This is a genomic window from Xanthobacter wiegelii, from assembly GCF_043193855.2.
Taxonomy (GTDB): domain Bacteria; phylum Pseudomonadota; class Alphaproteobacteria; order Rhizobiales; family Xanthobacteraceae; genus Xanthobacter; species Xanthobacter flavus_A.
On sequence record NZ_CM195529.1, the window covers coordinates 3,894,287 to 3,914,752 of the forward strand.

The 20,466-nt window shown below is 67.6% G+C and carries 19 protein-coding genes; 11 read left to right on the forward strand and 8 right to left on the reverse strand.

Annotated features, from left to right (window positions below; genetic code table 11):
- Window positions 1-86: 86 nt before the first annotated feature.
- Complete coding sequence (locus V5F63_RS18155; protein ID WP_209484630.1) at window positions 87-872, forward strand: succinate dehydrogenase iron-sulfur subunit; 786 nt, start codon at window positions 87-89, stop codon at window positions 870-872.
- A 308-nt stretch (window positions 873-1,180) separates the two neighbouring features.
- Window positions 1,181-1,435, forward strand: coding sequence for a hypothetical protein (locus tag V5F63_RS18160; RefSeq protein WP_209484631.1), 255 nt, complete (start codon window positions 1,181-1,183; stop codon window positions 1,433-1,435).
- 65 nt (window positions 1,436-1,500) lie between these two features.
- Here V5F63_RS18160 and V5F63_RS18165 read toward each other — a convergent pair whose 3' ends face one another.
- Window positions 1,501-1,944 (reverse strand): hypothetical protein, encoded by a 444-nt coding sequence (locus tag V5F63_RS18165; RefSeq protein WP_209484634.1) that lies wholly within the window; start codon window positions 1,942-1,944, stop codon window positions 1,501-1,503.
- A gap of 301 nt (window positions 1,945-2,245) precedes the next feature.
- Between V5F63_RS18165 and V5F63_RS18170 the strand changes: the two genes are divergently transcribed.
- The 7 genes from V5F63_RS18170 (at window position 2,246) to V5F63_RS18200 (ending at window position 11,458) form a co-directional block, all read left to right on the forward strand.
- Window positions 2,246-3,544: a lipopolysaccharide biosynthesis protein gene (locus V5F63_RS18170; RefSeq protein WP_209484636.1), complete on the forward strand. Its 1,299-nt coding sequence runs from the start codon at window positions 2,246-2,248 to the stop codon at window positions 3,542-3,544.
- A 171-nt stretch (window positions 3,545-3,715) separates the two neighbouring features.
- Complete coding sequence (locus V5F63_RS18175; protein ID WP_209484637.1) at window positions 3,716-5,836, forward strand: GumC family protein; 2,121 nt, start codon at window positions 3,716-3,718, stop codon at window positions 5,834-5,836.
- Between the two features lie 315 nt (window positions 5,837-6,151).
- The gene (locus V5F63_RS18180; protein WP_245327215.1) at window positions 6,152-6,967 is read left to right on the forward strand and encodes a polysaccharide biosynthesis/export family protein; all 816 of its coding nucleotides are present in this window, start codon (window positions 6,152-6,154) and stop codon (window positions 6,965-6,967) included.
- A 73-nt stretch (window positions 6,968-7,040) separates the two neighbouring features.
- Window positions 7,041-7,850 (forward strand): WecB/TagA/CpsF family glycosyltransferase, encoded by an 810-nt coding sequence (locus tag V5F63_RS18185; RefSeq protein ID WP_394100683.1) that lies wholly within the window; start codon window positions 7,041-7,043, stop codon window positions 7,848-7,850.
- The gene (locus tag V5F63_RS18190; protein ID WP_394100682.1) at window positions 7,850-9,334 is read left to right on the forward strand and encodes a hypothetical protein; all 1,485 of its coding nucleotides are present in this window, start codon (window positions 7,850-7,852) and stop codon (window positions 9,332-9,334) included. Before V5F63_RS18185 ends, V5F63_RS18190 begins: the two co-directional genes overlap by 1 nt.
- A gap of 17 nt (window positions 9,335-9,351) precedes the next feature.
- The gene (locus tag V5F63_RS18195; protein WP_394027919.1) at window positions 9,352-10,404 is read left to right on the forward strand and encodes an acyltransferase family protein; all 1,053 of its coding nucleotides are present in this window, start codon (window positions 9,352-9,354) and stop codon (window positions 10,402-10,404) included.
- A 208-nt stretch (window positions 10,405-10,612) separates the two neighbouring features.
- Window positions 10,613-11,458, forward strand: a complete 846-nt coding sequence (locus V5F63_RS18200; RefSeq protein WP_348634235.1) for an FkbM family methyltransferase — start codon at window positions 10,613-10,615, stop codon at window positions 11,456-11,458.
- A 54-nt stretch (window positions 11,459-11,512) separates the two neighbouring features.
- On the opposite strand, the gene V5F63_RS18205 is transcribed toward V5F63_RS18200, so the two are convergent.
- On the reverse strand, window positions 11,513-12,286 hold the full coding sequence (locus V5F63_RS18205; RefSeq protein ID WP_209484649.1) for an FkbM family methyltransferase: 774 nt from the start codon (window positions 12,284-12,286) through the stop codon (window positions 11,513-11,515).
- A gap of 261 nt (window positions 12,287-12,547) precedes the next feature.
- On the opposite strand from V5F63_RS18205, the gene V5F63_RS18210 reads away from it, so the two are divergent.
- Window positions 12,548-13,075 (forward strand): HAD family hydrolase, encoded by a 528-nt coding sequence (locus tag V5F63_RS18210; RefSeq protein WP_394100681.1) that lies wholly within the window; start codon window positions 12,548-12,550, stop codon window positions 13,073-13,075.
- Here the strand turns inward: V5F63_RS18210 and V5F63_RS18215 are convergent, their stop codons facing one another.
- The 6 genes from V5F63_RS18215 to V5F63_RS18240 all read right to left on the reverse strand — a co-directional run bounded on the left by V5F63_RS18215 (window position 13,076) and on the right by V5F63_RS18240 (window position 18,924).
- Window positions 13,076-14,122, reverse strand: a complete 1,047-nt coding sequence (locus V5F63_RS18215; RefSeq protein ID WP_509210805.1) for a glycosyl hydrolase family 18 protein — start codon at window positions 14,120-14,122, stop codon at window positions 13,076-13,078.
- Entirely contained in the window at window positions 14,056-15,471 is a 1,416-nt protein-coding gene (locus V5F63_RS18220) for an exopolysaccharide biosynthesis polyprenyl glycosylphosphotransferase (protein ID WP_209484656.1), read from the reverse strand. Before V5F63_RS18220 ends, V5F63_RS18215 begins: the two co-directional genes overlap by 67 nt.
- 228 nt (window positions 15,472-15,699) lie before the next feature.
- Entirely contained in the window at window positions 15,700-17,106 is a 1,407-nt protein-coding gene (locus V5F63_RS18225; protein ID WP_209484658.1) for an NAD(P)(+) transhydrogenase (Re/Si-specific) subunit beta, read from the reverse strand.
- A gap of 10 nt (window positions 17,107-17,116) precedes the next feature.
- Window positions 17,117-17,572 carry a proton-translocating transhydrogenase family protein gene (locus tag V5F63_RS18230; protein WP_209484660.1) on the reverse strand — a complete coding sequence of 152 codons (456 nt, stop codon included), beginning with the start codon at window positions 17,570-17,572 and terminating at the stop codon, window positions 17,117-17,119.
- Window positions 17,572-18,735, reverse strand: coding sequence for a Re/Si-specific NAD(P)(+) transhydrogenase subunit alpha (locus tag V5F63_RS18235; RefSeq protein ID WP_209484663.1), 1,164 nt, complete (start codon window positions 18,733-18,735; stop codon window positions 17,572-17,574). The genes V5F63_RS18230 and V5F63_RS18235 overlap by 1 nt, the downstream gene beginning before the upstream one ends.
- A 36-nt stretch (window positions 18,736-18,771) precedes the next feature.
- Window positions 18,772-18,924: an aa3-type cytochrome c oxidase subunit IV gene (locus V5F63_RS18240; RefSeq protein WP_024280402.1), complete on the reverse strand. Its 153-nt coding sequence runs from the start codon at window positions 18,922-18,924 to the stop codon at window positions 18,772-18,774.
- 370 nt (window positions 18,925-19,294) lie between these two features.
- Between V5F63_RS18240 and V5F63_RS18245 the strand changes: the two genes are divergently transcribed.
- Window positions 19,295-20,464, forward strand: coding sequence for a PA0069 family radical SAM protein (locus V5F63_RS18245; RefSeq protein WP_394100958.1), 1,170 nt, complete (start codon window positions 19,295-19,297; stop codon window positions 20,462-20,464).
- Window positions 20,465-20,466: the final 2 nt, after the last annotated feature.

Consider the following 20,466-nt stretch of genomic DNA (forward strand, 5'->3'; position numbering starts at 1 on the left):
GCGCGCGCTGGGGCGAAGGCCCGCCGCGCGCGGCCATGGCAAGAATTCCTGCGGGCGGTCACCGCTCCAGCGCTTCAGGACGTCCCATGGTTGAGCTCACTCTTCCGAAGAACTCGCAGGTCACGACCGGCAAGACCTGGCCGAAGCCCGCCGGCGCCAAGAAGCTGACCGAGTTCCGCATCTACCGCTGGAATCCGGACGACGGGAAGAACCCGCGCATCGACACCTATTACGTCGATCGCGAGGATTGCGGCCCGATGGTGCTGGACGGCCTCATCTACATCAAGAACAAGATCGACCCGACCCTCACCTTCCGCCGCTCCTGCCGCGAAGGCGTGTGCGGCTCGTGCGCCATGAACATCGGCGGCACCAACACTCTGGCCTGCACCAAGGGCATGGACGAGGTGCTGGTGAAGGGCGTGGTCAACATCTATCCCCTGCCGCATCTGCCGGTGGTGAAGGATCTGGTGCCCGACCTCACCAATTTCTACGCCCAGCACGCCTCCATCGAGCCCTGGCTGCAGACGGACACCGCCGCTCCCGAGAAGGAGTGGCGCCAGTCCAAGGACGACCGCGAGAAGCTGGACGGCCTCTACGAGTGCATCCTGTGCGCCTGCTGCTCCACCTCCTGCCCCAGCTACTGGTGGAACGGCGACCGCTATCTCGGCCCCGCCGCCCTCCTCCAGGCCACCCGCTGGCTGAAGGACAGCCGCGACGAGCGGACGGGCGAGCGCCTCGACTATCTGGAAGACCCCTTCCGGCTCTATCGCTGCCACACCATCATGAACTGCGCCCAGGCGTGCCCGAAGAGCCTCAACCCGGCCAAGGCCATCGCCGAGATCAAGAAGATGATGGTCGAGCGCCAGATCTGACGCGCCCGACATCGCCGGCTCTTCCGGACCGCCCGCCTCACCGGCGCGGCGGTCCTTTCATTTTGGGGCTGGCGCGCTGAAGGCTGGAGGCGCCGGTCGCGGCCAGGCGCCAGCCGGACGCGGGGTCCGCGGACCTGCCAGCTCCCGTTCCCCCTTCGAATTCTCCACCGGAACTCCGCCGGCTATCCGCTCTTCAGGCGAGCGCGAGCCGCGCCAGCGCGCGCTTCTCAAAATGGTAAAATATGTGTTAACGTTAATATTATACGTGACATTTTGGCGCTGGACCGCGCCAATTCGGAGGCATCGCCATGTGGATCGTTCGTGCCGTTCTTCCGGCCCTTTTCGCCTTCGCGTTCCTGTTCGCGGTGGTCACCCACCCCTCGGAAATGTTCGTCGCGCTGGGCAGCCTTGTGCTGACGCTGAGCACCGCGAGCAGCATCATCTTCTTCGCCTTCGTCATCATGGCTGCCGTCTTCGGCTTCGAGCGGAAGTCGGGCCGTCATCTGGCCCCGGCGGCCCCGGTCCATGTCCACCGCTCGCTGCGCAGCGAGGTCAATCTCTGAGGCTTCGGCGCCCGGCGCCAATCGAAGGCAGATCTACTTGCCGCCCGGCTCACTTGCCGCCTGGATCACTTGCGGCAGGTGACCGACGGCCACGGGCTCTTGTGAAAGAACGGTTTGAGTTCGATCAGATTAATGCCCTGCCACAGGGCGCTGGTCGGCTGCGGGCATAGCTGGAGCATGGCGGAGGTGGGATTGCCCCGCCAGTTCTCCGGAATGTTGACGACGACGGTGAAGGCGCCGGCGTCGTAGACCGGGTCGCGCGCCCACCATCCGGCTGGCAGGCGCTGGCGCAGGTAGATGCGCAGCGACAGGAACGGATCGAACGGATAGGGGTCCACATCCGGGTTGATGCGCGGCCGCGCCGGCATGTCGCCGAAGCTCTGCATGGGGGCCTGCGCGCGCCCCGGGCCGCCCGTCAGCACGAAAATCAGCAGGCCGGCGAATAGGCCAATCAGGCTGCGACCTGCGAGGGTCCTCCCCCCTCGCCTGCGTCCGGTCTGTTCCGTCATCGGCCGCCTCCCGTTCCCCGTCGCCTGTGCCGCCCGTTCCCGCCCCAAAAAGCGGCAAGCCCTGCGCGACCTACCGCTTCCCTTGGGCACGCGCGCGCACTAATGCTCCCTCATAGGGCCGGATGCTGCTTTGCGGAACCGGTCCCGCACCGGCAGGTTCACGACCCCGCCGGGGCTGAATGGCGGTGACGGGGGCTCGGGTGGCGAGAACGGACGAGAGGGGCGCGGGCCGGATGCGGACACGCACCGCGCGGGGATCGGACCTCGGCATCCCGGCTCACGGCACCGGATCGATCCGTCCATGAGCGCCGCCCAGTTGCGCTCCGTCACGGGGCTCATCAACACCTACGGCATCTATCTCGCGGCCATGATGGCGCGCGGGCTCGAACTGGTCGGCAAGCTCGGCCTTTACGTGATCGGCGCGCGCGTCCTGGGCGTGCATGACTCCGGTTATTTCTTCCTCTGCCTCACCTGGGTTGGCGTTTTCGCCACCGTCTCGCGCGGCGGCTTCGAGCGGGCCGTTGTGCGCCACGTCGCCGGAGAACTCGCCATCGGCAAGGGGCGCGCCGCCCGGCACGCCCTCTTGACCGGCGGCGTGGCCGTGCTGGTTATTGGGCTGGTCGTCTCCCTCATCACCGGCGCCTTGTCGGAGCCGATCGCCACCCGCCTCTTCCGCGATCCCGAGGCGGCCCGCCCCCTGTTCCTCGCCGCCTTCATCATCCTGCCCCAGGCCATGTGCTATTTCGTCGGCAATGCGCTGATGGGCCTGCACAAGAGCGCCTGGGGGCAGCTGGTGCAGAACGGGCTCTGGCCCTGCTTCACGCTGGCGGCGCTGCTCGCCGGGGTTCACTCCCTCGAGGGCATTCTGATCGCGCTGGCTGCAGCCAACGTCGCGGCCACGCTCATCGGCCTCGTGCTGGTCTGGCGGGATCGCCACCGCTTCGTGGACACCCCCTCCGATGTGGACGGCACGGCGGAGCAACTGCCCGCCCTGTGGCGCACGGCCATGCCGCTGGCAGTGGTTGAGACGGTGCAGATCCTCCTGCCCTCCCTGCCGGTGCTTCTGCTCGCCACCTTCGGCCAACCGGCGCAGGTGGGCGCCTTCAGCGTGGCGAGCCGCATCTCCATGCTGACCTGGGTTGTGAGCGCCTCCATCGGCAGCGTGGCGGCGCCGTCCTTCGCCGCCCGCCACCGGCAGGGCCAGTGGGACGCGCTGCGCCAGCTGAACCGCAAGGTGCGCCTGGCCATCGCGGTGTTCAGCGCGCCGCTGCTGGTCGGGATGTTCTTCTTCCCTGCGATGATCCTGCATCTGGTGGGCCCGGGCTTCGAGATCGCGGCCACCGCGCTGGTCATCCTCGCGGTGGGCCAGTTGGTCTATGCCCTCCTGCCCTGCCAGGAGATCGTGCTGGCCATGGCCGGCCACGGCGGTTTGCTGCGCTGGCTCACGGTGGCGCAGACGGTGGTCTGCCTGATCCTGTGCGTGCTGCTCATCCCGCCCTTCGGCATGGTCGGCGCGGCCATCGCCACGGCCGTGTTCGCCTCCCAGCTCGCCATCGGCTCGGCGCTGGCGGTTCTGCGCACCATGCCGCGCGCCTTCTGAGACGTGAATTCGAGCGGGGGTGCATCGCTTTTCGCAACAGGTGGTTAACGCTAAAGTAATGGCGCTCCGGCAGTCTCACGGCGAGATTTCGACCGTTCTGCCGCGCCTCAGCCGAGGTGCGAAGTGATGACCAGAGAGCTGGCCGGCGCCGCGGAGCATTCAGGGGGAAGCATGTTGATGCCGCACGCGGCGCAGCCGGACGCAACGGTTTCGTCCCCAGCCGTCGCGACCGGATCCCTCGGGTTTACGGTCCGCGACTTCCTGATCGCCACCTTCTACCACATCCGCATCGTGCTGCTCGCGGCCGCGCTTCCGTTCGCCATCGCCATCGGCGCGGCAGCGACGAGCCGCACCGAATACACCGCCTCCAGCCTGCTCATGGTCATCGTGAGCCGCGAGGTCTCCAATTCCCAGAACGTGACCGATTCGGGTCCCTCCGTGCTGAGCATCGAGGGCCTCAAGCAGGTCGAATCCGAAGTGCAGATCATCGAGAGCGCGGACGTGGTGCGCGCCACGGTGGAGCAGGTGGGCGTGGACCGACTGTTCCCGCCCGGCCGCTTCTCCGCCATCACCCGCATGTTCAGCTCCGACAAGGACGCCATGGACAAGGCGGTGGAGCGCTTCCAGGCGAGCCTGAGGGCCTCGGTCCTGGCGGATTCCAACGTCATCCGCGTCAGCTTCACCAATCCCGACCGCGAGGTGGCTGTGGAGGCCGCCGATGCGCTGGTGAAGAACTATCTCTCCGTCCGGCGCCGGCTGTTCGAGAACCCCACGGCCAAGATCCTCAACCTGGAGGTGGAGCGCTTCCGCCAGGATCTCAGCTCCGTCGATGCCCAGATCGAGAAGCTCAAGGCCAAGGTCGGGATCATCGAGTTCAGCCAGGATGCCATTCTTGCGTCCAACCAGGTGGACGGCATCCTCCAGCGCCGCCGCCAGGTGGCCGAGCGCGAGGTCGCCGTCACCGCCCAGCTCACCGAGGCGGAGAAGCAGCTCGCCGCCTTGCCGGACTCGGTGTTCGACTTCTCCGAGAAGACCGACGCCCTGCCCGGCGACGAGGACAACAACACTCTCACCAAGCTCCTGCTCGAGCGTGACCGCGTGTCGTCCCAGTACGCGCCCGGAAGCCAGCTGCTGCGCGATCTCGACCGGCAGATCGCCACCATCCGCGCCCGCATCAAGAGCCGCTCGGAACGGCGCTACAACACCGATCGCGCGGTGCGCAATCCGCAGGTCAACTACATCCAGAACATGATCCTGAGCCTGCGGGTGGAGCAGGACTCGCTCTCCCGCCAGAAGGACGAGCTGGTGCAGCAGCAGCGGGTGGCCGAGGAGCGCCTCGCCGCCCTGCGCGCCGCTGAGACCCCCCTCATCGAGCTGAACCGCCGGCGCGATTCCCTCGGCGAGGGCTTCCGCGAATATCAGCGCCGCGCGGTGGCCGCCTCCATCGAGGAGGCCGCGGCCCAGTCGCGCCAGTCGTCGGTGCGGGTGGTGCAAGACGCGGGCTCCGCCGTTACCAAGCGCTCGCTGGCGCTGCCGCTGGTGGCGGCCGGCCTGTTCGCCGGCCTGCTGTTCGGCGGCGCGGCGGGCGCCATCGCCTCCACCCTGCGCACGTCCTTCATCATGCCGGGCGAGGCCGAGCGGGCGCTCGGAATGCCGGCCATCGCCGTGCTCGACGACACCGGGGAGCAGCCGGACTCCCTAGCCACGGAGCGGGCCATCAGCAGTTGCGCCACCCTCCTCCTCGACACCCGGATCGATGACCAGCCGCTCCGCGCCATCCACTTCCTGTCCCCCGAGGACGATGACGCCCTGCCGTGGTTCGCGCGCTCCCTCGCCGAGGAGTTCGCGCGCCAGCGCCAGAAGCGCACCCTCTTCGTCGATCTATGCTCGGCGACGCCCTATCCGCTCGTCGGGGCGGACAGCGCGGTGCGCGGTGGTGTCGCGGTCGCCGCCACGCCGGTTCCGCTGCTGTGGGTCGCTGCGGAGGCCGACCGCTCGCCGCTCCTCGACCTGCGCCTGCCCATCGCCGAGGCAGAGATGATGATGGCCGAGCTGAAGCAGGCGTTCGACTGCATCGTCGTCTGCTCCAACCTGCCGCGCGCCTCCCTCGTCACCCAGCGCTTCTCCCAGCTCGTGGACGGCAATGTGATGGCCGTGCAGGCCGAGCGCACCCGCAAGCCGGCCGCGATCCACCTGCGTGATTCTGTGATCGAGAGCGGCGGGCTCCTGTTCGGCTTCATCTTCCTCGGCCGCCGCTATTATCTTCCCAACTGGCTGTATAGGCGCGCCTAATCTGCACCCTGAAGCTGCAAGACACCACGACAAAGGGGCGCATTAGCGCCCCTTATGCATTTGAGCGTCAAAGGCTTCTCTGCACCGCAGCAGGCGCTGCCCCGCCAATAAGCGAACGTTAACCATGGCCCTTTAGGGTGCCTTTACCACGTTCGACGGTTCTCGCCGCAGGCTCATCTGTTGACGGTTCGCCAATGGCAGCCGACACACGGTTTGTTTGCGCGTTAACTATTCGCTTATGATTCGTTCCGGGGGTTATCGATGGTCTTGCCAAAGTGCGACGGGAGAGACACCGCGCGCGGAACGGCACCGGAGATGACCGGCGCTGCGTCCCGCCGCCGTGCCGCCGCCCCTTGGCGCATCGGGCTCGTCCTCGCGAGCCTTTGTATTCTCAACGGTTGCGCCGCCATCGCGACGTCCCAGAGCACGGGCACGGAGCCCTTCACCACCGGACACGAACTGCGCTTCACCGAGGTGAATTCCGACCGTTTCAAGCCGTGGACGGACCAGGTGCCGAGCTATCGGCTCGGTCCGGGCGACAAGATCAAGGTCAAGTATTTCATCACCCGCGAAATGGATGAGGATCTCACCGTCGGTCCCGATGGATCCATCGCGCCGCGGGCGATCGGCCAGATCCGGGTGGAAGGCAGCAGCCTGTCCAGCGTGCAGGACTACATCCGCCGCGAGTCCCGCAAGGAACTCGTCGACCAGAAGGTGGTGGTGTCGCTGGAGGAGGCGGTCTCCGCCCGCGTCTATGTGGGCGGGATGGTGGCCCACCCCGGCGCCTTCAAGCTGGCCGACATGGGCACCAGCGTGCTGCAGGGCATTCTCCAGGCCGGCGGCTTCACCGAGGAGGCGCGCACCGGACAGGTCGCCCTCATCCGCCGCGGCCCCAACAACGAGCCCATGTTGCGCCTCATCAACGTGCGCGACGTGATCCAGACCGGATTCGACGCCAACGACGTGCCGCTGGTGACCGGCGACATCATCTACGTGCCGCGCTCCTCCATCGCCGAAGTCAATCTCTGGATTGACCAGTTCATCACCAAGGTGGTGCCGTTCCAGCGTCAGTTCAGCTATACGATCGGCTCCTACACCCAGACCGGCGGCGCAAGCTCGCTTCTGCAGTAGACCTGCGCCGACGGGCTGCGGCCGCGCATCATCCGTGCCGCCAGCCGAGCGGCACCCAAAAGGCTGGACCATCATGTTCGCGGAGAGCGAGGCGGCCGGTTCCGTCCGGACACAGACCTTCCTGAAGGTGCCATTTGACTGCCTGGACGTGGCCGGCGCGGCCAAGGCCATCGCCACCCGCCCGCCGGGAGCGCCGTTCGCCTATGTGGTGACATCCAACGCCTCCCATCTGGTGCGGCTCAACGAGCGCGGCGATGCACGTTTCGCCGCCGCGCTCGAGGGCGCCGGCCTCAACACCCTCGATGGCTCGGCACCCCACTGGCTCGCCCGCAACGTCTTCGGCCTGGACATCCCGCTGTGCCCCGGCAGCGACCTGACCACCTACCTGTTCGAGCATGTCATCACGCCCGACGACGCGGTGACGGTGATCGGCGGCAATGACGAGATGAAGCGCCGCCTCATCGAGCGCTACGGCCTGCGCACCCTCCACATGCACGTGCCGCCCATGGGCTTCATCGACGATCCGCAGGCGGTGGAAGCGACCATCCGCTTCGTGGAGGAGCACCCGGCGCGCTATGTCTTCCTCGTGGTGGGCGCGCCGCGGTCGGAATATCTCGCCCACATGATCCGCACGCGCGGCAAGGCGGTCGGCACCGGCCTGTGCGTCGGCAGCGCGCTGAACTTCCTCACCGGGCTGGTGCAGCGGGCGAGCCCCGCCTTCCGCAAGCTCGGCCTCGAATGGCTCTACCGCCTGGTCCAGAGCCCCGGCACCCATATCGAACGTGTGTTCGTGGATTCGCTGCCCATCTTCCGGGTCGCGGCGAAGGCGAAGCTCGATCCCGCCGCCTATGGCATGAAGCCGGCCCCGGCGGACCGCCCCTGATGGCGGGCGGGGCGGCGGACACTCCCGGCCCGGGCGGCACCGGCACGCAAGGCAGGAGCCCCGTCACCCGTCCGCGGGTGGTGATGCCCCTGCGGCGGAATGTGGCGGCCTTCTCCGCCGCCGATGCCGGTCTCGACCACGACGCGGCGCTCGTCGCCAAGTTCGTGCTTGCCGGCACCCTGCCGCTGTTCGCGCAGGTCTTCTACTATCTGAACGAGTATCCGCCGCCTTATTTGCTGTCGAAGGCCTGGCCCTTCCTCACCCTGCCGCTCGCTTTCTATGCCGTGGCGCGGCTCAGGCTGCCGGTGAGCGGCGCCTTCCTCGCCGTGCTCGCCTACGCGCTCGGCTTCACGCCGCTGGTGTCGATGATCCAGCTCGGCAACGGCTTCCTCGACGCGCTGACCACCACAATCAAGGCGTGGCCCTTCACCTATTATTTCAGCCTTTCAGCCTTGCTCGCCCTCCTCGCCGTGAACCCCTCCAGCATCCGCAAGATCGTGCTGGCGTTCGGCGCGGCCACCTTCATCCTCATGGTGCTGATCTATCTCGCGGCACCGACCTCCTGGTATTCCGACAATCCCGCGGACAGCAAGCTGCTGCTCTACGATCTCGAGCGCGGCTATCGCGTCTACATGCCCATGTTTTTCGGCATGATCCTGGTGTTCTTCCTCGCCCGCTCCTTCATCCTGCGGCGCAACGTGCTGTTCGCGCTCGGCGTGGCCGCGTCCTTCCTGCCCATGCTGTTCATCTTCAAGCAGCGCGCCGCCATCGGCGCCGCGGTTGTGGTGGTCGCCTTCGGCATGACCATGTCCCTGCCGCCCATGCTCCGGCGCCTCGTCATCGGCGCGGCGCTGGTGGGTGCTGCCGCGGGCACGGGCCTTGTCGCCTACAAGCTCGGCCTGTTCTCGGGCTCCCTCGACGGGGCGACCAACGCGCTCGGCGCCTCGCTCTCGGTGCGGCAGAATTCGTCGGCGCTGGCGTTCGGCTTCCTTGGCGACGATCCCATGCGCTGGACCTTCGGCGTCGGCGCCACCACCCGCTTCAGCACCACTACGCTCAACGACATCTTCGGCAACGAGCAGTTCTTCATCGCCGACCTCGGCTGGATCGGCGTGATCTTCGAGTACGGGGTGATCGGCGCGGCGCTGCTCGCCGTGCTCTACGGCTGGTGCTTCGTCTATGTGTTCCGGCTGACGCGGGACCTCACCGACGCCTTCACCCTCGCCCTCGCCGACTATGTGCTTTACCTCATCGTCAGCTCGGCCGTGTATTCGGTGGTTTTCACCCCCGGAGAACTCGGCGTGGTCATGGCGCTCATCGTGTATCTCGACCGCCAGCGGCGCGCCGCGCCCGTCGCGCCGATGACGCCGCCGTCCGGCTTCAGCCGGGGCGCGGAGGCTCATTCCGTCTCGCGTCACGCCCTGCGCATCGGCGGGCGCGGTGCGCGTCATGTCACGCTCGGGCGCCCCCCGCGCGCAGGTTGAGCGGTCGGGAGGCCGGAATGCTTGAGTCGCTGCAGGTCCTGCGCGCCATCGCCGCCCTCATGGTGGTGGTGTTCCATCTCGGCGCGCCGCTTCAGCGGCTGGGCCTGGAAGCGCCATGGCCGCAATCGGGCGCGGCGGGCGTGGACATCTTCTTCGTGCTGTCGGGCTTCCTGATGCTGGTCACCACCTACGGGCGCGACGGCTATACCGGGAGCTTCTACCACAAGCGTCTCGTGCGCATCGTCCCGCTCTACTGGATCGTGACCACCGCGAGCCTCGCGCTGCTCCTTTTCGCACCACAGCTTGTGAAGAGCGGCAAGGCGGAGGCCTGGCACATCATCGCCTCCTATCTGTTCCTGCCCGCCCGCCACCCGGTGCTGGGGACGCTGGAGCCCCTCGTGGTGCCCGGCTGGACGCTGAACTACGAGATGTTCTTCTACCTGCTCTGGGGCATCGCCCTCCTGCTCCCGCAGGAACGCCGGCTGGTGGGGGTCGGCGCGGTCATCGCGGGCCTTTCCGTCCTCGGCCTCGCCCTGCCGAGCGACAACACCTTCTTCGCCTTCTACACCTCGTCCATCATGCTGGAGTTCGTCTTCGGCCTGGGCCTCGGGCTCTGGTATCTGAACGGCGCGCCCATTCCGCGCGGCTGGGGCTTCGTGCTGATCGCCTGCGGCTTCGTCTCTCTGCTGTCGCAGGGAGAGGTGCCGCCGGAGACGCGGTGGCTGCGCTGGGGCGTGCCGGCGGCCATGGTGGTGGCGGGCGCGCTGGTTCTGGAACGGGCCCGCCCGGTGCCGCGGGTCGCCGTGCTGGCGCTTTTGGGCGACGCCTCCTATTCGCTCTATCTCGTGCACGGCATGGTGCTCTCCGCCGTGGGGCAGGTGTTCGTGCGCCTCGCGCCATCCCTGCCCCTCTCCGGGCCCGCGCTTTACATCGCCTGCGGCGTCACTGCCGTGGGCGCGGCCATGGTGATCTCCGTGCTGGTCCATCTCTGGGTCGAACGGCCGCTGCTGCGGGTCATGAGCGGCCGGCGCCCGGTACCCGGCAAGGCCACGGCCGAGCGGCCGGGATGAACCGGGCGCCCGGCCCCCGGCTTTTTCGCCGCAAGTTACCTTTCCCGCCTTGCCGAACCCCGGCAAGGTCTGTCTATTCCTACATTCATGACCGATGCTGCACCGCCCAGCGGGGGGCCGGGCGGCCCGGTGTCCGGCAGGCGTTCCGGTCCGCGACCGGCGAGAAGCGTGAGGGGGTTTCAAGATGTTGAGACGAGTGAAGAAGCTCGTGAACGAACCGGCATTCCGCGAGGCCCCTCTGACGGTGACGGGACGCGCGATCTCCCTCGCCCTGCACGTGGCCCTCGGGCGCAGCCCCATCGCCGAGATCACCCCCGGCGCCCGGCTGAAGCTGCCGGCTGACCTGCGCTTCACCACCACCTCCATCTATCTGCTCCGCGACAATGTGGAGCCCGAGGTGCGCTATCTCGACAAGTTCCTGCGGCCCGGCGACGTGTTCGTGGACGTGGGCGCCAATATCGGCCTGTTCACCCTGAAGGCGGCGACCATCGTGAGCCGCGTGGTGGCGGCCGAGCCCGGCGCCGACGCGGGCCAGCAGCTCAAGCAGAACCTGGCGCTCAACGGCTTCAAGAACGTCACCATCGTGCCCAAGGCGATTTCCGACGCGGTGGGCAAGGCCGTGCTGTTCCACAATCCGCTCGGCGACGACCCGCAGGCCTTCTCGCTCATCAATGACGGGACCAGCACCGAGAGCGAGGAAGTGGAGATCACCACCCTCGACAATCTGGTGGCGGACGCAGGCGTGGCGCGCGTCGACTGCATCAAGATCGACGTGGAAGGCGCCGAGGACCGGGTGATCGGCGGCGCGGCGAAGACGCTGGATGCCTTCCATCCGACCGTCATCTTCGAGATGAACTGCCCGACCCTCGTGGCGGACGGCGGCGACACCGAGGCGGCCTGGAATGCGCTGGCCGCGCACGGCTATCGCTTCTTCCAGATGGAGGATAACGGCGCGTTGAAGCCGCTCGCGACCTGCCCCACCGCCTTCGGCAACTATGTGGCGCTGCATCCGCAGGGCCGCGTGCTCTCGGAAGGGGGCGCGCCGGCCGCCTGAGGCATCGCCCGGCGGCTTTTGGCGAACTGTATGCGCCCCGGCGGTGCCGGGGCGTCAGTCCGTCCAGTCCTTCAGCCGCGCGATGATCTCCGGCCGCGCGGCGAAAACGAAATTGTTGACGTAGACCGCATCGCGTCGCGTGCGGGACCCGTCGGGAACCAGCGCCTCGCGGTTCTGGTGGATGACGGGATCGAAGGCGGAAAGCGGCCTCATGGCGCCCCCGAGGCGGAAGAAGCCCTCATAGCCGAGCGGTGCCAGCATCCGCGCCACGTCGGCCACCGCGCCGGCCCGGTGCCGTTCCTCGGCCTCCACCAGCAGGGTCGGCCGGCTCTCCGCGAGAACGCGGGTCGCCCCCTGAAGGACGGCGCTCTCATAGCCCTCCACGTCGAGCTTGATGAAGCTCACCGGCACGTCCACGCACGCATCGAGCGGGTTGAGCGCCACCGGCACGTCGTCCACTGTCCCCGACAGGCCGTTGGCGAGATTGCCGTCGATGGTCGCGAGCGGCGACATCCCCTGCGGGATGTGCAGCACCGCCTCGCCACGGGTGCTGCCCAGCGCGGTCTCGAACAGGCGCAGCCGGCCATCGGCGAGCTCGGCGGGAAAGCGCAGGCGCAGGATGCGCGCGAGGCGCGGGTTCGGCTCGAAGGCGAGCACGCGCGCCCCGCCCTTCAGCAGCCAGTAGGTGAACAGGCCACGATTGGCGCCGATGTCGCACACCGTTTCCCCCGGCGACACCAGAAGCTTCAGCAGCCTGACCTCGCTCGCGGGATCGCGCGCAACGCGCTCGTCGATCCATGGGCAGGCCAATGCGAACAGCCGCGGCATGCGGCCTTCAAGAATGGACTTGAACGTCGTCAGAACTCACTCCCTTCCCGGTGCTCCCCACAGCTCCGGAAACGAGGTGGAAACCCGCCAGACACCGCTCCCATCGGAGCGCGTCGACGCCCAGAATGACATGGCTCCAGTGAATTTACATTGAAGATACTTCAGATATTTTCAGGCGCGCATGAATAGCCCGGAGGTTGCAGCCCGCGTGCTGCGAAACCGCACGGATACTTTCCTCGATCGGACCTGAGGCAACACGACTTGACCGGCCAGCCCCACCGCCGTCCCGCGGTCTTCCTCGATCGCGACGGCGTGCTCAACCGGGACACCGGCTATGCCCACCGGGCCGAGGATCTGGAATGGACCCCGGGCGCGCGCGAGGCCGTGCGGCGGTTCAACGATCTCGGCTATCTGGTGTTCGTGGTGACCAACCAGTCAGGGGTTGCGCGCGGCTTTTACGGCGAGGCGGACGTGGTGGCGCTTCACCGCTTCATGGCGCAAGACCTCGCTCAGGACGGCGCGCGGATCGATGACTGGCGCTACTGCCCCTTCCATCCCGAGGCGACGGTGGCGGCCTATCGCGCCGCCCACCCCTGGCGCAAGCCGGCGCCGGGCATGATCCTCGACCTCATGGCCCACTGGCCGGTCGCGGCGGAGGCGAGCCTGCTGATCGGCGACCAGCCCTCCGACATGGCGGCGGCAGCGGCGGCTGGGATCGCGGGGCACCTGTTCCCGGGCGGCAACCTGCTCGATTTCGTCGCGGCGCTCGATCTCCCGCCAGCCGGATGATCAGGGCACCAGCTGGTCGCAGCCGGGACGCTCCAGCGTGACGCAGATGGCGAGGGAGAGGCTACGATAGTCGGGATTGTCGGGGCCGGTCGGGCCGGGCGGCACGAGGCCGAGGCCGTAGAGCATGGCCCCCGCCTTGGGATCCGCCATCACCTGGGACAGCAGCCGGGCCGTGCGGTCGATGGTGAAGCGCGGGCCTCCCGCCTCGGACGGCATCACGGCGATGCCAAGGGCCAGCGGCCCCCGCCACAGGCTGCGATAGGCGCGGAATGCCTCCTCGGGGCTGTAGGTTGGCCCGGCGTCGTAGGACATGATGGAGACGAGGTCGATGCCCTGCGCCTCCGGCGCCTTCAGCATCGCGCGCATCATGCCCACGAACGGCCCGAACCGCGGCTCGGCGGAGGCGAAGCGGCCTTCGCCATAGGCGCCCACGCTCCAGCCGGCGACGCTGACCACCAAGGGTCGCGGCAGCGCGGCCCGCAAATCGGCCAGCACGGCGATGGACCGGAGATCGTCTGCGCAGGCAATGCCGCCCTCTGGCTTGCGCACGCATCCGGCATCGGCGGTCTCGTAGTCAAGGTCCACGCCGTCGGCACCGAGATCGCGCACGAGCTGCGCCAGCGCCTTAAAATCGCGGGCGTCCCAGCCGAAGTAGCCCCAGCCGCCCACGGCGAGCAGCACCCGGACCGAGGGGTGCCGGGCTTTCAGTTCAGCGATCGCGCCCTTCAGCACTACGCCCGAATAAGGAAAGGCCAGCCCGGTGCCCGAGAGGTCGAGATTTCCGGAATAGGCGAGATCGGGCTTCACGAAGCCCAGCGCCACATGGGTGTAATAGCCGGGCAGGCGCGCGAGCATTGTCTCGGCGGGCGCCTGGGTCGTCACTTCCGTCCAAGAGGCGAGGTAGGCGAGGAACGGCCGGTCGCTCGCCTGCGCCCGCGCCGCCGATGCGACGGTCAGAACCAGGGCGAGAAGCGCGATGCTCAGAACACCGAGGGGCCAGCCATGCCCTTGGTGACGGTGAGCAGCATGATTCTGATGTCGAACCATATGGACCAGTGCTCGATGTAGAAGAGGTCGAGCTCGACACCGCGCTCGGCCTTCTCCAGGGTGTTGATGCCCCCGCGCATGCCGTTGATCTGCGCCCAGCCGGTGATGCCCGGCTTCATGCGGTAGCGCGCCACATACTGGCTGATGGCCTCGTAGCGGACGTTGGTGGCGACCTTCATGTTCGGCACGTGCGGACGCGGGCCAACCACGCTCATCTCTCCGCGCAGCACATTGATGAGCTGGGGCAGTTCGTCGATGGACGTAGACCGCAGGAAATTTCCGACCTTGGTGATGCGCGGGTCGTTCTTGCTGGTGCCCTTGGAGCCGTCGTCGGTGGGGTCAACCCGCATGGTGCGCAGCTTGTAGCACTGGAACACGCGGTTGTTCAGGCCCACGCGCGGCTGGCGGAACAGGATGGGGCCGGGCGAGTCCAGCTTGATGGCGATGGCCGCGCCGATGAGGATCGGCGCGGTGATGAGCAGGCCGATGGCCGCCACCACGTAATCCTCCACCCCCTTGAGCAGGCCGAGCGAGCCCTTGAGCGGCTGCTGCTGCACCTGGAGGGCCGGCTCACCGGCGATGCGGGTGAGGTTGGCGTAGTTGAGCGTGAAGCGGTCAGGGTCCAGCTCGACGATGACGTCGGCGGCGATCTGGTACATCTGGTTGGCGATGGCGCTGATGGCCGCCGGATCGTTCCAGCTCTTGGCCACCACCACGATGTCCACCGGATTGTGCTTCACATACTCGAGCAGATCCTTCAGCCCGCCCAGCACGGGCAGACCATCGGGACCCGGCGGCGGCAGGGGCGCGCCCGGCATGTGGCCGTCGTCGAAGAGCGCGACGAAGCTGAGGAGGCCGGTGTTGCCCTCCTCCTCCTCATAGCGCCGCACGAGGTCGCGGGCGCGGCCGAGATCGCCGATGGCCACGACGTTCCGGCGCAGCACCTCGTGCGTCTGCACCAGCGACATGCCGATCCGCACCAGCACGAGGCGGCCGAAGATGAGCATGAGGGTGGTGGCGACGCCCCAGCCGAGGAGCGCCCACAGATTGGTCTGGCCGATGGGGATCAGCGCGTAATAGCAGACCGCGATGACCGCGCCCGCCGGCACGACACCGACGATGATATGGCCGATCTGCCGCAACGGGCGGACATAGTGCTCGACCCGGTAGCCGCGGCCGATCTGCAAGACTTGAACATAGACGAAAATGCCAAACGCCCAAAGGATGGCAAGTTGGCTCCAGGACAGGAAGTCCCAGCGCAGATGGGCGATGATCGCGCCAAGCGCCGCCATGACGACGTCGCACGACAGGACAAGCCGATTGACCAGTCCATGGGTCCAGCGTGTCATCGTCCCCCGATCCCCGCAGTCGCCGTTCGAATCCCAGGTTCCACGGTATGTGCTTCTGGTTAAGAAGTGGTGGGCAGTCAAGGATATGGCGCAAATTGTGGCGGGAAACGCCACGCTCAGCGCCCGCACCGGAGGGCAGCGCATCCGCCGCAATCGCCGGCAGCGCAAAGAAAAAGCCGCCGGACCTCGTGATCCGGCGGCTCCATCTCGTTCGAGATTAAGGCGTCTTTAGTGACCGAAGGCCTTCACCACGTCTTCGGTGACCTTTTTGGCGTCGCCGAAGAGCATCATGGTGTTGTCCTTGAAGAACAGCTCGTTCTCGACGCCGGCGTAGCCCGCCGACATGCCACGCTTGATGAAGAGAACGGTCTTGGCCTTCTCCACGTCGAGGATGGGCATGCCGTAGATGGGCGACTGCGGATCGGTCTTCGCCGCCGGGTTGGTCACGTCGTTGGCGCCGATCACGAAGGCCACGTCCGCCTGGGCGAACTCGGAGTTGATGTCCTCCAGTTCGAACACCTCGTCGTAAGGCACCTGGGCCTCGGCGAGCAGGACGTTCATGTGGCCCGGCATGCGGCCCGCCACCGGGTGGATGGCGTACTTGACCTCGACGCCCTCCTCCTTGAGCAGGTCCGCCATCTCGCGCAGCGCGTGCTGGGCCTGCGCCACCGCCATGCCGTAGCCGGGGACGATGATGACCTTCTCGGCATTCTTCATGATGTAGGCGGCGTCGTCGGCGGAGCCCTGCTTCACCGGGCGGGCTTCCACGTGCCCGGCGGCGCCCGCGGCGCCGGCGTCACCGCCGAAGCCGCCGAGGATCACCGAGATGAAGGACCGGTTCATGCCCTTGCACATGATGTAGGACAGGATCGCACCCGAGGAGCCCACCAGCGCGCCCGTGATGATGAGCGCGGTGTTGCCGAGGGTGAAGCCGATGCCGGCCGCCGCCCAACCCGAGTAGGAGTTCAGCATCGACACCACGACGGGCATGTCCGCGCCGCCGATGGGGATGATGAGCAGGCCGCCGAGCACCAGCGACAGCACCGTGATGATCCAGAACAGCGTGATCGAGCCGGTGAGCACGAACGCGACGATAAGGATCAGCAGCAGCAGCGCGAGGCCGCCGTTGATGAGGTGGCGCGCCGGCAGCATGATCGGCTTGCCGCTCATGTTGCCGTTGAGCTTGGCGAAGGCGATGATCGAGCCGGTGAAGGTGATCGCGCCGATGGCCACGCCCAGCGACATCTCCACGAGGCTCGCCGCGTGCAGGTGGCCGGGATCGCCGATGCCGAAGGCGCGCGGCGCATAGAGCGCGGCCGCGGCGACGAGCACGGCGGCCAAGCCCACCAGCGAGTGGAAGGCGGCGACCAGCTGCGGCATCGCCGTCATGGCGATGCGCTTGGCCACCACGGCGCCGACGCCACCGCCGATGCCGATGCCGGCGAGCACCAGCACCCAGCCGACCCCGTCGGACGGCGGGGAGAGCGCGAGCGTGGTGAGGACGGCGATGCCCATGCCCACCATGCCGAACAGGTTGCCCTGGCGCGAGGTGGTGGGATGGGAGAGGCCCCGCAGGGCCAGCACGAAGAGAATGCCTGCAACGAGGTAGAGCAGGGCGGCGAGGTTCGCGGTCATGGGCCTCGCCTCACTTCTTCTTGGAGTACATGGCGAGCATCCGGCTGGTCACCATGAACCCGCCGAAGATGTTCACCGAGGCAAAGACGAGGGCGATGAAGCCGAAGATGCGCGCGCCCCAGGCGTGGCTGGAATCGCCCACCGTGGTCACGCCGACGGCGAGCAACGCGCCCACCACGATGACCGACGAGATGGCGTTGGTGACGCTCATGAGCGGGGTGTGCAGCGCCGGGGTCACCGACCACACCACGTAATAGCCCACGAACACCGCGAGCACGAAGATGGAGAGGCGGAACACGAAGGGGTCGATGGCCCCTCCGGTCGCCGCGTGGGCGGCAGCGCCGAGGGCGGAGGCCGCCTGGTCGGCATAGAGCTGCGCGGCTTCCGCGGCCTGCCGCGCGATTTCGGCGGCGGTGCGGGCTTGAAGTGCGGCGTCCGCCGCGGACTGGGCTGTGGCGGGATTCATCAGGCCGCTCCCTCGCTGCTCGCTGCGGGATTCTTGGGTGCGAAGTTCGGATGCACGATGGCGCCGTCGCGGGTGAGGAGCGTGGCCTTCACCAGCTCGTCGTCCCACTTGACGGCCAGCGCCTTGGACGCCTTGTCGACCATCGTCTCGAAGAAGTTGAACAGGTTCTTGGCGTAGAGCGGCGACGCCGAGGCGGCGATGCGGCCCGGCACGTTGAGATGGCCGACGATTTTCACATCGCCCACCCACGTCACCTGGCCGGGCACCGCGCCCTCCACGTTGCCGCCGCGCTCGACTGCCAGGTCGACCAGCACCGAGCCCGGCTTCATGGAGGCCACCATCTCCGCCGTCACCAGGCGCGGCGCGGGCCGGCCCGGGATCAGCGCGGTGGTGATGACGATGTCCTGCTTCTTGATGTGGTCGGCGACGAGCGCGGCCTGCTTGGCCTGGTACTCCGCCGACATGGGCTTGGCGTAGCCGGCCGCTGTCTCGGCCTGCTTGAATTCCTCGTCCTCCACCGCGACGAACTTGGCGCCGAGCGAGGCAACCTGTTCCTTGGCGGCGGGCCGCACGTCCGTGGCGGTCACGATGGCGCCGAGGCGGCGAGCGGTTGCAATGGCCTGAAGGCCCGCGACGCCCGCGCCCATGATGAAGACGCGCGCGGCCGGAACGGTGCCGGCGGCGGTCATCATCTGCGGCAGGGCGCGGTTGAACTCGGCGGCCGCATCGATCACCGCGCGATAGCCGGCGAGGTTGGCCTGCGAAGAGAGCACGTCCATCACCTGCGCACGGGTGATGCGGGGCATCAGCTCCATGGCGAAGGAAGCGATCCCGGCATTGGCCATCGCGGCCAGCGCCGCGTCATTGCCGTAGGGATCCATGATGGCGAGCACGAGGGCGCCGGGCTTGTAAGACGAAAGTTCGGCTTCCGTCGGCCGGCGGACCTTGAGTACGACTTCCGCGCCGTTGAGCGCGTCCCATGCCGACGGGGCGATGGTGGCGCCTGCCGCCACGAAGTCGGAATCGAGAATGCCGGACTTCACGCCCGCGCCGCTCTCCACGGCCACGGATGCGCCGAGTGCGACGAGACGCTTCACCGTATCCGGGGTCGCGCCAACCCTCGGCTCGCCGAGATCGATCTCGGCGGGAACAGCGATTTTCATTGCTTGATCTCTCCGGTGCTCCGGCCGCTCAGCGGGTCAGAGGAGGAAAATCCACATCAGGACGAGGATGGCAGCAACGCCGATGGTGCCCCACTTGGCGAGGGCCGTGAACATGGCGTACGTGCGCTCGTGCTCGGGATAATCGTTACCGTCTGCCGTGGCATATTCGATCGTGGCGTGTTCAGCCATCTTATCCCCCTGCTCCTAAGCGTCTTCTGAGGCCTTTACCGGAGATGGGAATGTCTGGCAACTGCCTTCTGGTGTACAGTATTCCAGATTAAACGACGCGATCCGCCAGTCGATCGCCGAGTTGGCAATGTTCTTGTTATGTTCCGGTTTCGGTGCTAGCTTTTTGAGCATGAGCCCCGCACGCGATTCCCACGGCCCGCGCACCGCCGCCCCGCCCGTCCCGGGGGGACCAATTGCCGCGCCACTTCACCCGCTGACGGCCAAGGCCGCGCAGACCAATGCCACACAATCGAAGGCCGCCCAGCCTAAAGCCATGTCCGGCGGCGCGCGCATCGCCTCCCCGCCGATCAAGACGCGCGCCGAGCGGATCATGGGGCGTCTCGCAGAGGAACGGCGGGCGGCCGCCCCTGCGCTGCCAGATTCCTTGCCAGATTCCTTGCCCGCTGCTCTCGACGGCGAGACCGGGACGGGGGTGGAGGCCGAGCGGCGGCGTGGCCGGGGCGCGGTGTCCAACGCGGCCGGGCGCTTCGAGCCGGCCGCCCGTGTCTTGTTCGACGACGGCTGGCAGACGCTGGAAGACCTGCCGCCCTTCCGGACGGAAGTCACGGAGGAGCGGGCGCGCACCATCATCACCCGCAACCAGTCGCCCGACATCGCCTTCGACCGCTCCATCAACGTCTACCGGGGGTGCGAGCACGGCTGCATCTATTGCTTCGCGCGGCCGACCCACGCCTATCAGGGCCTCTCCGCCGGCCTCGATTTCGAGACCAAGCTGTTCGTGAAGCCGGACGCGGCGGAACTGCTCGCGCGGGAGCTGTCGCACCCGTCCTATAAGCCGCGCGTCATCGCCATGGGGACGAATACCGATCCCTACCAGCCCATCGAACGGCGCTATGAGCTGACCCGGCGCATCCTGGAGGTGCTGGCCGATTTCGGCCATCCGGTCGGGATCGTCACCAAGTCGGCGCTGGTGGTGCGCGACATCGATATCCTCGGGCCCATGGCGGAGAAGGGCCTCGCGAAGGTCGCCATTTCCATGACCACGCTCGACCCGCACCTGTCCCGCACGATGGAGCCGCGCGCCGCCAGCCCCCATGTCCGCCTCGGCACCATCCGTCGCCTCACCGATGCCGGCATCCCCACCGCCGTCCTCACGGCCCCGCTCATCCCGGCGCTGAACGACATGGAGATCGAGCGCATCCTCGATGCCGCCAAGGCCGCCGGGGCGTCCGAGGCCGGCTATGTGATGCTGCGCCTGCCGCTGGAGATCGCCGACCTGTTCCGCGAATGGCTCGTGGCGCATTTCCCGGACAGGGCCCGCCATGTGCTGAACCTGATCCGCCAGATGCATGGCGGGAAGGATTACGACTCAACCTTCGGCAAGAGGGGGCGCGGGGATGGTCCCTATGCGTGGACGGTGGGCCGCCGGTTCGAGATCGCGGCTCGCCGGCTCGGCCTCGCCGGACGCGGGCTGAAGCTCACCACCGATCATTTCCGCCGCCCAAAGCAGCCGGGCGAGCAGCTCGACCTCTTCGCGTAAGG